The organism is Candidatus Acidulodesulfobacterium acidiphilum, assembly GCA_008534395.1.
Lineage (GTDB): Bacteria > SZUA-79 > SZUA-79 > Acidulodesulfobacterales > Acidulodesulfobacteraceae > Acidulodesulfobacterium_A > Acidulodesulfobacterium_A acidiphilum.
On record SHMQ01000004.1, the window covers coordinates 91,278 to 105,286 of the forward strand.

Annotated in this window: 6 protein-coding genes, 3 tRNA genes and 3 rRNA genes; 11 read left to right on the forward strand and 1 reads right to left on the reverse strand. The window is 39.4% G+C overall.

Annotated elements, in window-relative coordinates; all coding sequences use genetic code 11:
* The first annotated feature begins 12 nt into the window (after window positions 1-12).
* The 11 genes from rny to EVJ48_02540 all read left to right on the forward strand — a co-directional run bounded on the left by rny (window position 13) and on the right by EVJ48_02540 (window position 11,881).
* On the forward strand, window positions 13-1,575 hold the full coding sequence (rny, locus tag EVJ48_02490) for a ribonuclease Y (protein RZV40062.1): 1,563 nt from the start codon (window positions 13-15) through the stop codon (window positions 1,573-1,575).
* Between the two features lie 7 nt (window positions 1,576-1,582).
* Window positions 1,583-2,365, forward strand: coding sequence for a TIGR00282 family metallophosphoesterase (locus EVJ48_02495; GenBank protein RZV40091.1), 783 nt, complete (start codon window positions 1,583-1,585; stop codon window positions 2,363-2,365).
* 19 nt (window positions 2,366-2,384) lie between these two features.
* The gene (locus EVJ48_02500) at window positions 2,385-3,716 is read left to right on the forward strand and encodes a tyrosine--tRNA ligase (protein RZV40063.1); all 1,332 of its coding nucleotides are present in this window, start codon (window positions 2,385-2,387) and stop codon (window positions 3,714-3,716) included.
* A 162-nt stretch (window positions 3,717-3,878) separates the two neighbouring features.
* A 16S ribosomal RNA gene (locus EVJ48_02505) occupies window positions 3,879-5,431 on the forward strand.
* Window positions 5,432-5,505: 74 nt separating this feature from the next.
* Window positions 5,506-5,582 (forward strand) — tRNA-Ile (locus EVJ48_02510).
* A 19-nt stretch (window positions 5,583-5,601) separates the two neighbouring features.
* A tRNA-Ala gene (locus EVJ48_02515) sits at window positions 5,602-5,677 on the forward strand.
* Between the two features lie 92 nt (window positions 5,678-5,769).
* Window positions 5,770-8,794, forward strand: a 23S ribosomal RNA gene (locus EVJ48_02520).
* A gap of 58 nt (window positions 8,795-8,852) precedes the next feature.
* Window positions 8,853-8,969 (forward strand): 5S ribosomal RNA (gene rrf, locus EVJ48_02525).
* The 16S, 23S and 5S rRNA genes sit together here with 2 tRNA genes alongside, the layout of an rRNA operon.
* Before the next feature lie 76 nt (window positions 8,970-9,045).
* Window positions 9,046-9,975, forward strand: coding sequence for a prepilin peptidase (locus tag EVJ48_02530; GenBank protein RZV40064.1), 930 nt, complete (start codon window positions 9,046-9,048; stop codon window positions 9,973-9,975).
* An 86-nt stretch (window positions 9,976-10,061) separates the two neighbouring features.
* A complete protein-coding gene (locus tag EVJ48_02535) occupies window positions 10,062-11,753 on the forward strand; it encodes a hypothetical protein (GenBank protein ID RZV40065.1) in 1,692 nt (563 codons plus the stop codon).
* A gap of 51 nt (window positions 11,754-11,804) precedes the next feature.
* A tRNA-Met gene (locus EVJ48_02540) sits at window positions 11,805-11,881 on the forward strand.
* Between the two features lie 442 nt (window positions 11,882-12,323).
* Here the strand turns inward: EVJ48_02540 and glpK are convergent.
* A complete protein-coding gene (glpK, locus tag EVJ48_02545) occupies window positions 12,324-13,805 on the reverse strand; it encodes a glycerol kinase (protein RZV40066.1) in 1,482 nt (493 codons plus the stop codon).
* Window positions 13,806-14,009: the final 204 nt, after the last annotated feature.

Consider the following 14,009-nt stretch of genomic DNA (forward strand, 5'->3'; position numbering starts at 1 on the left):
AGGAGAAAACAAATGACTGGGTATATTTTACCGATTTTAATAATTATTACTGCCGCAATATTTTTCGTTGCCGGTTTTTTAGTTAAATATTTTGTAGACAAAGGTTCGTTAAGCAGTTCTTCTTATAAAGCCGCTAATATTATCGGAGAAGCAGAAAAAAAAGCCGAAGAAATTAAGAAAGAAGCCGTTTTAGCCGCTAAATCCGAATCTATAAGGCTAAAGGAAATTGCCGACGAAGAAATAAGGCTTCAAAAGCAGGAATTAAATCAGCTCGATAAAAGATTATCCTTCAAAGAAGACAATCTTGAAAAAAGAATATCTTTGATAGAGAAAAAAGAAAGCGATTTTATGAGAAGGGAAAAAATTCTTGCTCAATCCGAAAAAGCAATCTCCGAAAAAGAGAAATTGATAGAAGACAAAATTAAAGAAAATATCGCCGAATTAGAAAAAATATCCGGCATGACGTCCACGGAAGCAAAAAATATTCTTATAAATTCAATAACTGAAGAAGCTAAGCACGAATCCGCCAAAGCGATTAAGAGGATAGAGGACGAAACAAGAGAGATTGCGGATAAAAAAGCTAAAGAAATTATAGCTACGGCTATACAGCGTTATGCCGGAGATTATGTCGCAGAAAAATCTATATCTTCCGTTCAACTTCCAAGCGATGAAATGAAAGGCAGAATTATAGGCAGGGAGGGTAGAAATATACGCGCTCTCGAAGCCGCTACCGGAGTCGATTTAATAATAGACGAAACGCCTGAAGCTGTTATTCTATCTTCTTTTAATCCTATTAAGAGAGAAATAGCCAAGCTTTCTTTGGAAAGATTGATTGCCGACGGCAGAATTCATCCTGCAAGAATAGAGGAAATAGTCGTAAAAGTTGAAGAAGAACTTAATCAGACTATGAAGGAAGCCGGAGAGCAGGCAACGTTCGACGTCGGAATTCACGGAGTACATCCTGAACTTCTTAAACTTCTAGGCAGATTAAAATACAGGACGAGTTATTCGCAAAACGTATATAACCATTCGATTGAAGTTGCATTCCTTTGCGGAATAATGGCTTCCGAATTAAATATCAACGTTAAACAGGCTAAAAGAGCAGGGCTTTTACATGACATAGGCAAGGCTGTCGACCATGAAGTAGAAGGTTCGCATGCTATAATAGGTGCCGATCTTGCAAAAAAATTCGGCGAATCGCCTAAAGTGGTTCATGCTATTGCCGCCCATCATTTCGATGAAGAGCCGAACAGCGTGCTTGCAGTTCTGGTTTCTGCTGCCGATGCTCTCAGCGCCGCAAGACCCGGTGCCAGAAAAGAAATGTTCGAGACATACGTAAAGCGTCTCGAAGATCTTGAATCTATAGCAAACTCTTTCAGCGGAGTTGCAAAAAGTTACGTAATACAGGCAGGAAGAGAAATCAGGGCGATAGTTCAGAGTCAAAAAATTTCAGACGAAGATTCGGTAGTATTATCTAAAGATATAGCAAAAAAAATAGAAAACACTATGCAGTATCCGGGTCAGATTAAAGTTACGGTCATCAGGGAAACGAGGGCTACGGAATTTGCTAAATAACAACGAAATTAATATTCTTTTCATAGGGGATATTATTGGAAAACCGGGTCGTTTGGCAGTAAAATCGCTTATAGGTTCGTTAATAGATAAATATAACCCTGAATTCATTATTGCAAACGGCGAAAATGCCGCTCACGGAATGGGGATAACCCCGGATGTCGCAGATTTTTTATTTAATTTAGACATTGACGTTATAACTACAGGCAACCATATATGGGACCAAAAAAACATAATTCCATATATTAATAATCATGAAAGGCTTTTGCGTCCTGCAAATTACCCTTCTTTATCTCATGGAAAAGGTTTTGGAATATTCGATTCGAAATTTAATAGAAAAATAGCCGTTGTAAATTTAGAAGGAAGAGTTTTTATGAAAGCTCTGTCCGATTCTCCTTTTACAGTTGCTAAAGATATTATAAAGGAAGTTCGAGATAAATCCGATGCGATTATTATCGATTTTCACGCTGAAGCTACTTCAGAAAAAGAAGCGCTTGCGCTGTATTTAGACGGAGAAGTTTCTGCTTTTCTGGGTACCCATACGCATGTACAGACTAACGACGATATTATTCTGCCTAAAGGTACCGCTTATATTACCGACGTAGGAATGGTAGGCTCAAAATATTCGGTTCTCGGAACAAATAAAGAAATAGCTATTAGACGATATTTAACCGGAATACCCGAAAGATTCGAGCCGGAAGAAAACGATATCGCACTAAACGGAGTAGCAGTTACTATTGACAAAAAAACGAAATTAAGTAAGAATATTGAAAAAATTCGGATAAATTTATAAAATAGCCACTTAATTAAATATGTTAAAAAAAGAGATAGAAATCGAAATCGACAGGCAGATAGACTCTATTAAAAGAGGAAGCGTCGAGCTCATAAAAGAAGAAGGACTTTACGAAAAACTTTTATATTCCGTATCTAATAATATACCGCTGAAAATAAAAGCCGGTTTCGATCCTACTTCTCCGGACATACATCTCGGACATACCGTTTTGTTAAACAAACTGCGGACTTTTCAGGATTTGGGTCATATAGTATATTTCATAATAGGCGATTTTACGGCAATGATAGGCGATCCTACGGGAAAGTCGGAGACGCGAAAACCGCTTTCGAGAGAAGAAGTATTGAAAAACTCTAAAGATTATAAAGCTCAAGCTTTTAAAATTTTAAAACCGGAAAAAACTAAAATCCTTTTTAACAGCTGGTGGCTGTCAAACTTAAATCTTGACGAATTTATTAAGATTTCTTCTAACTATACGGTCAGAAGAATGCTTGAAAAAGACGATTTCGAAAAAAGATTCCAGGATAACAGGCCTATTGCAATGCATGAATTTATCTATCCTCTTCTGCAGGGTTTCGATTCATTGTTTCTTGAAGCCGACGTCGAAATAGGCGGCAATGATCAGAAATTTAATCTTATAGTGGGACGCGAATTGATGAAAAGTTTCGGACTTGCTTCCCAGGTTATAATGACTATGCCGCTTCTTGAAGGTTTGGACGGCAAAAACAAAATGAGCAAATCTCTTGGAAACCATATAGGCGTTTCAGACGAACCAAACGATATGTTCGGCAAGATAATGTCTGTCTCCGACGAAATAATGATAAAATACTATGAACTCCTTAGTTTTATATCGAATAACGAATTAAAAAATTTAATAGCCGAATTAAAAGGCGGTTTAAATCCAATAATTGCAAAAAAAAGACTTGCCGCAGAGATAGTAGAAAGATATTACGATAAAACCGAATCGGATAAAGCGCTAAAATACTTTGAAGATAAGTTTCAAAAGAAGGTGAATCCGGAAGACCTTACGGTTATTGAACTTGAATATGAAGAATACGGTAATTTTTTAAAAGGTGAAACAAAGCAAAACGAATATAAAAATATTAATACAGCGTCGGTTTCGTCTGATATAATAGTAGATTTTTTAGTAAAGGTTGATGCCGCGTCCAGTAAAAGCGAAGCAAAAAGGCTTATCAAACAGGGGGCGGTTAAGATATATTTCGATACTTTAAATGAAAAAAATATTGAGTCTAAGGTAGGGCAGGACTTTTTTCAAGTAGCTGAAAACATTGAAGAATTTATTATAAAATCCGGAAAGAAAAAAATATTTAAAATAAAATTAAAAAAAGATTAAAAAAACGCTTGACATTGATTTAACATTTTTATATACTATTTTAACACTTCGAGATTAGGTATTAAACAAACCTGCTAATGAAGATCGGTCTTTGAGAACTAAACAGCACGCATTAAAAAGCATTAAAAACAAATCAGTTAATTTCTTGATAATAATTTATTGTTATAGAGAGTTTGATTCTGGCTCAGAACAAACGCTGGCGGCGTGCCTAACACATGCAAGTCGTACGTGAAAGTCCCGCAAGGGATGAGTAAAGTGGCGAACGGGTGAGTAATACATAGGTAATCTACTTATAAGTTCGGGATAACAGTTCGAAAGGACTGCTAATACCGGATAACGTACCGTGTCACAAGATGCGGTACCAAAGGTGGCCTCTTCACAATGCTATCGATTATAAATGAGCCTATGGACCATTAGTTAGTTGGCAGGGTAATGGCCTACCAAGACAAAGATGGTTAGCTGGTCTGAGAGGATGATCAGCCACACTGGAACTGAAACACGGTCCAGACTCCTACGGGAGGCAGCAGTGGGGAATATTGCGCAATGGGGGAAACCCTGACGCAGCAACGCCGTGTGAGCGATGAAGGCCTTCGGGTTGTAAAGCTCTGTTAAATAAGAAGAAACTCCCGCATTCTAATACAATACGGGATTGACGGTATTATTAGAGAAAGCACCGGCTAACTCCGTGCCAGCAGCCGCGGTAAGACGGAGGGTGCAAGCGTTGTTCGGAATTACTGGGCGTAAAGGGCGTGTAGGCGGTTTAATAAGTTAGGTGTGAAATCTTCAGGCTCAACCTGAAAAGTGCACTTAAAACTGTTAGACTAGAGAGTGGTAGGGGGAAGCGGAATTCCTAGTGTAGAGGTGAAATTCGTAGATATTAGGAAGAACACCGGCGGCGAAGGCGGCTTTCTGGACCATTTCTGACGCTGAGACGCGAAAGCGTGGGGAGCAAACAGGATTAGATACCCTGGTAGTCCACGCTGTAAACGATGAACACTAAGTATGGGGAGATTTATCTTTCTGTGCTCAAGCTAACGCGTTAAGTGTTCCGCCTGGGGAGTACGGTCGCAAGATTAAAACTCAAAGAAATTGACGGGGGCCCGCACAAGCGGTGGAGCATGTGGTTTAATTCGACGCAACGCGAAGAACCTTACCTGGGTTTGACATCCTCTGACAACTGAAGAAATTTAGCTTTTTCCGTAAGGAAACAGAGAGACAGGTGCTGCATGGCTGTCGTCAGCTCGTGTCGTGAGATGTTGGGTTAAGTCCCGCAACGAGCGCAACCCTTACTTTTAGTTGCCATCATTAAGTTGGGCACTCTAAAGGAACTGTCGGTGATAAACCGAAGGAAGGTGGGGATGACGTCAAGTCCTCATGGCCTTTATATCCAGGGCTACACACGTGCTACAATGGACTGTACAAAGGGAAGCGAATTTGTGAAAATAAGCAAATCCCAAAAAGCAGTCCTCAGTTCGGATTGAAGTCTGCAACTCGACTTCATGAAGTCGGAATCGCTAGTAATCGCGGATCAGCATGCCGCGGTGAATACGTTCCCGGGCCTTGTACACACCGCCCGTCACACCACGAAAGTCTGCAATACTAGAAATCGTGATGCTAACTCGCAAGAGAGGCTAACGCTTAAGGTGTTGCCGGTAATTGGGGTGAAGTCGTAACAAGGTAGCTGTAGGGGAACCTGCGGCTGGATCACCTCCTTTTAAGGGAGTAAAATATTAAGCGTGCTGTTTAGTTTTGAAATACCGGTTAGCATTTATTGGCTATAAAGGCTTATGGGCCTATAGCTCAGGTGGTTAGAGCACACGCCTGATAAGCGTGAGGTCTCTGGTTCGAGTCCAGATAGGCCCACCATTAGCTTAAGGCTTATATCGGGGGTGTAGCTCAGATGGCAGAGCGCCTGCTTTGCACGCAGGAGGCCATCGGTTCGATTCCGTTCACCTCCACCATTTTATTAATACCGGTTAAATTTTTTATTTGCTCTTTGAAAATTGAATGTGAAATTAAGCAATTAGTGATTAGGATCAAGGCGAATGTTTTAATATAGATTAAGTTACTAAGAGCGTATGGTGGATGCCTTGGTATCCGGAAGCGATGAAAGACGCGGTAAGCTGCGATAAGCATTGGGGAGCTGCCTAACAAGCTATGATCCAGTGATTTCTGAATGGGAAAACCCACCGAGATAAAATTTCGGTATCTATAATTGAATTCATAGGTTATAGAGGCGAACGAGGGGAACTGAAACATCTAAGTACCCTCAGGAAAAGAAAACAATAGTGATTTCCTTAGTAGCGGCGAGCGAAACGGAAAGAGCCTAAACCATGCATAATTATAGCCTGTAAGCGTTTTATGCATGGGGTTACGAGATGTCTTTGGGGTTTTACAGAGACCCGATGGAGTTACAAAATTAATTCATAGTTGAACAGTCTGGAAAGGTTGATCATAGTGGGTGATAATCCCGTAAACGAAATGAATTAGTCTCCATAAGATATTCTCAAGTACTGCGGAACACGTGAAATTTTGCAGGAATTACGGAGGACCATCTCCGAAGGCTAAATATTACCGGATGACCGATAGTGAACTAGTACCGTGAGGGAAAGGTGAAAAGCACCCCGAGAGGGGAATGAAATAGTATCTGAAACCATATGTTTACAATCAGTAGAAGCTCTATGTTTATTAGCAATAATAAGCAGAGCGACTGCGTGCCTTTTGCATAATGAGTCAGCGAGTTATTATGTATAGCAAGGTTAAGCCGTTAATGGTGGAGCCGAAGCGAAAGCAAGTCTTAATAGGGCGAATTAGTTATACGTAATAGACCCGAAGCCAAGTGATCTATCCATGGTCAGGATGAAGCAGGAGTAAAATCCTGTGAAGGTCCGAACACACTAACGTTGAAAAGTTAGGTGATGAACTGTGGATGGGGGTGAAAGGCCAATCAAACTTGGAGATAGCTGGTTCTCCTCGAAATATATTTAGGTATAGCCTCGCAAATTAGTAACCGGGGGTAGAGCACTGGATGAGCTAGGGGTCTTACCGGACTACCAAACTCAATCAAACTCCGAATACCGGTTATGTTATTGCGGGAGTCAGACTGTAGGAGATAACTTCTATGGTCAAAAGGGAAACAACCCAGATCGCCAGCTAAGGTCCCAAAATTCATGCTAAGTGGAAAAGGATGTGGAAGCGCATTGACAACCAGGAGGTTGGCTTAGAAGCAGCCATCCTTAAAAGAAAGCGTAATAGCTCACTGGTCAAGTGAATCCGCGCCTAAAATGTACCGGGGCTAAGCATGATACCGAAGCTGCGACTATGTATGTAAATACATGGGGTAGAGGAGCATTCCGACAACCGCTGAAGGTAGATCGAAAGAACTGCTGGAGGAATCGGAAGAGAGTATGCTGACATAAGTAGCGAGAAAATATGTGAAAAACATATTCGCCGTAAGTCTAAGGTTTCCTGAGCAAGGTTAATCCTCTCAGGGTTAGTCGATCCCTAAGTCGAGGCCGAAAGGCGTAGATAATGGGAAACGGGTTAATATTCCCGTACTACAATATTAGCGTCACCAGTGAAGGGGGGACGCAGAAGGATAGGTTGTCCTGCTGACGGAATAGCAGGTTTAAGCAGGTAGGATTGATACTTTGGAAAATCCGGGTATCTTTAAGTCCGAGATGCGAATAGGAGAGTCGAAAGATTCATAAACCGACCGATTCCATGCTGCCAAGAAAATCCTCGTAGCGAGTTAATATTGTAATCGTACCGCAAACCGACACAGGTAGACTGGGAGAGTATCCTAAGGCGCTTGAGATAACTCTGGTTAAGGAACTCGGCAAATTGACACCGTAACTTCGGGATAAGGTGTGCCTGTTTTAGTTAAAGATTTACTCTGTAAGCTTTAGCAGGCTTCAATGAAATGGCGGTAGCGACTGTTTAATAAAAACACAGGTCTCTGCAAAGTCGCAAGACGAAGTATAGGGACTGACGCCTGCCCGGTGCCGGAAGGTTAAAAGGAGAGGTTAATGCCGCAAGGCGTGAAGCTTTGAATTGAAGCCCCGGTAAACGGCGGCCGTAACTATAACGGTCCTAAGGTAGCGAAATTCCTTGTCGGGTAAGTTCCGACCTGCACGAATGGCGTAACGACTTCCGCGCTGTCTCAACCAGAGGCTCAGCGAAATTGAATTACCGGTGAAGATGCCGGTTACCCGCAACTAGACGGAAAGACCCCATGCACCTTTACTATAGCTTGGCATTGAAATATGGAACGATATGTGTAGGATAGGTGGGAGACTGGGAAGCCGCGGCGCTAGCCGTGGTGGAGTCAACCTTGAAATACCACCCTTATTTTTCTGTGTTTCTAACTACAATCCGTAATCCGGATTTAGGACAATGTCTGGTGGGTAGTTTGACTGGGGCGGTCGCCTCCTAAAGAGTAACGGAGGCGCGCTAAGGTTCCCTCAAGCTGATTGGAAACCAGCTGTAGAGTGCAAAGGCATAAGGGAGCTTGACTGCAAGACTGACGGGTCGAGCAGGTACGAAAGTAGGTCTTAGTGATCCGGTGGTCCCTCATGGGAGGGCCATCGCTCAACGGATAAAAGGTACGCTGGGGATAACAGGCTGATCTCCTCCAAGAGCTCATATCGACGAGGAGGTTTGGCACCTCGATGTCGGCTCATCACATCCTGGGGCTGTAGCAGGTCCCAAGGGTTTGGCTGTTCGCCAATTAAAGTGGTACGCGAGCTGGGTTTAGAACGTCGTGAGACAGTTCGGTCCCTATCTGTTGTGGGCGTAGGAAATTTGAAGGGAGCTGTCCTTAGTACGAGAGGACCGGGATGGACGAACCTCTAGTGTTCCAGTTATCACGCCAGTGGTAATGGCTGGGTAGCTATGTTCGGAAGGGATAACCGCTGAAAGCATCTAAGTGGGAAGCCCCCCCTAAGATTAGATTTCCCCTGTGGCAACACAGCTAAAGATCCCTCATAGACTATGAGGTTGATAGGTCGGGTGTGTAAGCGCAGCAATGTGTTTAGCTTACCGATACTAATAGATCGTGAGGCTTAATCATTATTTTTTAAGCCTGATCCTGTACTAATTTGCTTAATTTTCGTTCAATTATTTTATAGACAAGTTTTCGGTAACTATAGCATAGGGGAAACACCCGTTCCCATTCCGAACACGGAAGTTAAGCCCTACAGCGCCGATGGTATTATGCGGGTAGCTGCATGAGAGAGTAGGTCGTTACCGGATTTAAATACCCCGAATAATGAAATAACCAAAACATTATTACGGGGTTTTTTATTTTATAAAATCTTAAAATTTATTTATGATTTTAAATCAGACGAATTTTGTAAATTTTTTATTTTCCTTTGAAGGTTTTGTCATTGTTTCTATTTTTATTTTTTTAATCGGCCTTTCGATAGGAAGTTTCTTAAACGTCGTAATTTACCGCCTTCCTAATAATACTTCCATAGTTTTTCCTTCGTCGGCATGTCCTGCATGCGGCAAAAAAATTAAGTTTTACGATAACATTCCGGTTTTAAGCTATATAATCTTGAAAGGTAAGTGCAGAAGCTGCGGAAATAAAATTTCTATAATATACCCTGCAATTGAAATTTTAACCGGTTTACTGCTCTATGCACTGTTTTTAAAATTTTTTTATAAATCTTTTTTCTATTACTCAATTAATGCTTATGACGTAAATTATTTTAAAGAATATTTAGGTTTTATTTTTGATAGATGGATTATTTCGGCATTTTTTCTTTTTATTCTTATTCCCATAGCTTTTATCGACTTGTTTCACAGCATCATTCCTGATTCTTTAAATATACTTCTTATAATTTCAGGTTTTATTTTAAATATTTTCCTTTTACATACCTCATTCTTATTTCCGTTATACGGATTTCTCGCCGGAGGTTTATTTTTCTTCTTAATCGCTTTTTTTTATGAATTTATTAAAAAACGCGAAGGACTTGGCGGAGGAGATATTAAGTTAATAGCCGGAATTGGCGCATTTTTAGGATTAAAAGGCGTAATTTTTACGATTTTTATAGGCGCGGTTTTAGCATTGTTAGGATTTTTAGCATTATTTATTATTTTAAAATTTAAAAGAGGCCAACAACAAAAAGAATCTTTACATGAAAGCATTTCTAATTTTAAAGTACCTTTCGGTCCATTTTTATCGTTAGCGTCCGTTTTTTTTATTTTTTATGGAAATGAATTATTCAGAATGTATTTAAATTTATTATTGCATTAATTTTTTTATAACGACGATCATTTGACAAATAGTTAAATTATGTTAAAATATTTAAAATATATATAAAATATAATATAGGGGATAAAATGAATACAAAAAAATTTTTAAAATTAATAGTTTTAGTATTGTTTTTTTCTTTTGCGTCGTTATCGGTTCAAAAAAACGTTTTTGCAATCGCTAAAGTTTCAATTTTACCCTATAAAATTATATCGTCTAACTATGAAAGATATGCATATATTGGAAAGAGCGTTCCTTTAATTTTAAGTTCAAATATCGCCGGGAAAAAAATAGCGGTGATACGTAACTCCGATATTGCCTCTTATATTGAAAAAACACATGCTAATTTTTCCTCGTCAAGTCTTTTAAACCTTTCTAAGCATTTTAATTCAAAATACGTTATCTATGGAAGAATAGAAAAAATAGGCAACGTTTTTATTATTCAGACTAATATTTTTGATTCGGCAAAACGGCAGGTAATATTCAGAAACCACATTAGTGCGCTCGGCGTAAACTTTATAGTTGACGATATCAACGAATTATCCGCCGTAATAAAAAAAGAGATCGAATCAAACGAATATGCGGTTCAATCTTCAGTTTCGCCTGTTCATCCAACCGTTCCTGCTGTCTCTGCCGTATCTCCGACATTTTCAAATCAGGCAAGGGCAAAAAGTTCTATTTTTATAAAAAGATTCGCCCAAAATAATGAAGGAATGACGAAATCGGTTTCAAAGAAATACGTTATTCAAGCAATAACTGCCGGCAGGTTTTTAAAAAACGGAATTCAAACCGCAGTAGCTACAAGACATAGGGTAATATTGTACGGACTTTCGCTTAACGGAAATCTTAAAAAACTCGCACAGTATAATCTTTCGGTCAGATCTAACGTTATATATCTTGGAATTTATAATATTTCTAAAAATTACAATGCAATAGTTTTAACCAAAGCAAAATTAGGTATGATTATATCGTATATGCTAATTTACAGGAACGGAAAACTTGTAAAGCTGACCAAGAATTACGGCATATTTTTAAGGGTTATGAATATGCCAGGTTTAGGAAGGGTTATCGTCGGACAAAAGCCTATCTCGGTAGTGCCGTCAGGAAGATATTTTAACGATTATGTAACTGGACAGAATTATTATCCTATAGGTCAGTTCGGCGGGAATACCTATATCTATAAATTTAATAAAAGCACAAATTCATTAACGAAATCAACCATGCTGACTTTTTTTAACGACATAACCCTTTATGGCACGGTTTACGGAAATTTTAAGCAAAACGGTAAAAAATATCTTGTTGCGCTGTCAAAATCCGGTAATTTGATGATCATTAACGGCAATGGGAAAACAATCTATACCGGCTCAAAAACATATGGGGGCTCGCCACTGCAAGTTAGAGTTCCATCTTTCAGCGGAGTAGAAAGTTCCTCATATACAGGCGGACTTATATATAATATACCGGCACAGATCAGCGGATTCAATATTCAAAAGAAACCTGAAATTATTGTGTTAAAAAATTACAAACAGGGAGCATTCCTGCATCATTTAAACTATTTTATAAAAACCTCTATTTTCTGCGTTGCATGGAATAAGATAGGTTTTTATCCTATATGGGAAATAAAACCGGTAGTAGGTTACAGCGCCGGTTTTTCAGTTTTTAAAGAAAACGGCGCGACGTATCTTGCGGATGCAATAGTAGAAAATCCTGGAACGCCTTTTAAAAGCCCAAAGAGCTATATTGCGATTTATAATATTTCCGGTTCAAACGCCAAAAACTAAAATTAAAGCTATTGAAGATATTTTAAATAATTGCTATAATATTTAAATCTTGGCGGTGTAGCTCAGTCGGTTAGAGCATACGGCTCATATCCGTAGTGTCCGGGGTTCGATTCCCTGCACCGCCACCACTAAATATATCAATATTTATATTTCAAATCTAGTTTTACTGATACTTCCGATATAGACCTCGTATTTTTTTATCAAACGACGATACTTCTTATATATTGTCAATTCTAATTTAGTTTTTGATTGAATTCAAAGCTTAAATGGCATTATAAAGCATAAATAAAAATATGTTATAATTATAACGACATTACTTTTCGTTCGGCGTTTTAACTAATTTTAAATCGATGTCCAGTGAAACAGAAATATGCAACTGCCGGTAAAATTATAAAAGGGTGCGAAAAGTATTTTATTCAAGAGATTAAATATAGGGAGCAAATTTAAATGCGCAAGGGGATCAAATCTCTTTACAAAAAACAGATAAATGAGAACAATGCAAAACTGTTTATAAATTTACATTTATTTTATCTCATTTTTTAATCTTCAAGCATTATTTAAGTAATAGAATTATACCCACTTTAAAGATTTTAAAACGGCTTCGCGCCATTTTGCGTACAAAGCGTTTCCGGCATTATAGCCGATTTGCGGGTTATATATTTTTTCGGTTTTTTTGAATCTCCGGAACATCGCGTCAGTCCAAAAACCAGTGCTTACGGCGCTGAGTCCGGCTATTCCGAAAGCCGTCATTTCGGTAAAACCTGCTTTTTCGACGACCATATTTAAAATATCGGATTGAAACTGCATTAAAAAATCGTTCTCGCTTGCCTTGCCGTCAACTCTTAATTTATATTTCGATAAATCGAATCCGCTTTTTAAAGTATTTTCGAATTCTATAACGACGTCTTTGGTCTGGTATGCTAAAGATTCTAAAGCTGCTCTGATTATATGGTTTTTATTAGCCGCTCCGGTTAATCCTATAATAAGCCCCCTTGCGTCCGGGTCCCAATACGGAGCGCCGAGGCCGGATAAAGCGGGAACGAAATATACTCCTTCGTTGGAAATAACGCTTTTTGCCGCATCGGAAGATTCCGCCGCCGAACTTATTATACCTAAATTGTCTTTAATAAACCGGATAATTTCGCCGCCGGTAAAAATACTGCCTTCAAGGGCGTAATGAGCTTCTCCGTCTAATTTCCACGCGACGGTGGCGACTAATTTATCGGAGGCGTAAATTCTGTTTCCGGTTTCGATCATTGCAAAAAGTCCGGTTCCGTAAGTATTTTTTATTATTCCTTTTTCAAAACCTGAATGCGCGAAAAGGGATGCCTGCTGGTCGCCGAGAATTCCGACTACCGGTATGGATTTTCCTGTAATTTTTTTTTCGGTGTTGCCGAAATCATAATTGCTGTCGCATACCAAGGGGAGCATTGATTCTTTGACTTCGAATATTTTAAGAAGTTCTTCGTCGTATTTTAAGGTATTTATATTATACAAAAGCGTTCTGGAAGCGTTTGAAGCATCCGTGGCGTGAACGGAACCGCCGGTCAGATTCCAAAGGACCCAGCTGTCCACCGTTCCAAAAAGCAATTCTCCTTTTTCCGCAATATTTTTCGCCCCGCCGACATTATCTAACACCCATTTAATCTTGGTAGCCGAAAAATACGGGTCTAAGAATAAGCCTGTTTTTTCTTTTATAAGATTGCGGTATTCGGATAAATCTTTGCAGGTTCCGGCGGTCCTTCTGCACTGCCACGCTATAGCGTTATACACTGGTTTTCCGGTATTTTTATTCCAAAGCACCGAGGTTTCCCTCTGGTTTGTAATGCCTAAGGAAACTATTTCGTAAGAGCCGCAATGTTCAAGCGTTTCGTTTAAAACTTTAACCGCCGTATTTAATATATCGTACGGATCTTGTTCGACCCACGCCGGCTTAGGATGTATTTGCGGAAATTCGCGATAGGAAGAATGTATGAGTCCGCCGTTTTTATCGAAAGCTATCGCCCTGTTGCCGGTAGTGCCCAAATCGAGCGCTATAACCGCCTTTTTCATAAGCATCCCTTGTTTTACGCCTTATATTTTATAATCCTTAATAAATCTAAAGTTCGCTCCTTCACCTTTTGAAAGGATGCGTACTCAATCTCATCGTTAGAAACTTCGCAATTGAATTTTAAATGTATTAGCTACTCCTTAAATTTAATCCCATTTTTTTTACCCTTCGATTGACTTAATTATAGCGTCTTATTTTATTCCAGT

Excerpts from the sequence above, each read along its gene's own strand:
- EVJ48_02530 (RZV40064.1), top strand. The coding sequence starts at position 9,046 with ATGATTTTAAATCAGACGAATTTTGTAAATTTTTTATTTTCCTTTGAA.
- EVJ48_02500 (RZV40063.1), top strand. The coding sequence starts at position 2,385 with ATGTTAAAAAAAGAGATAGAAATCGAAATCGACAGGCAGATAGACTCT.
- EVJ48_02535 (RZV40065.1), top strand. The coding sequence starts at position 10,062 with ATGAATACAAAAAAATTTTTAAAATTAATAGTTTTAGTATTGTTTTTT.
- rny (RZV40062.1), top strand. The coding sequence starts at position 13 with ATGACTGGGTATATTTTACCGATTTTAATAATTATTACTGCCGCAATA.
- glpK (RZV40066.1), bottom strand. The coding sequence starts at position 13,805 with ATGAAAAAGGCGGTTATAGCGCTCGATTTGGGCACTACCGGCAACAGG.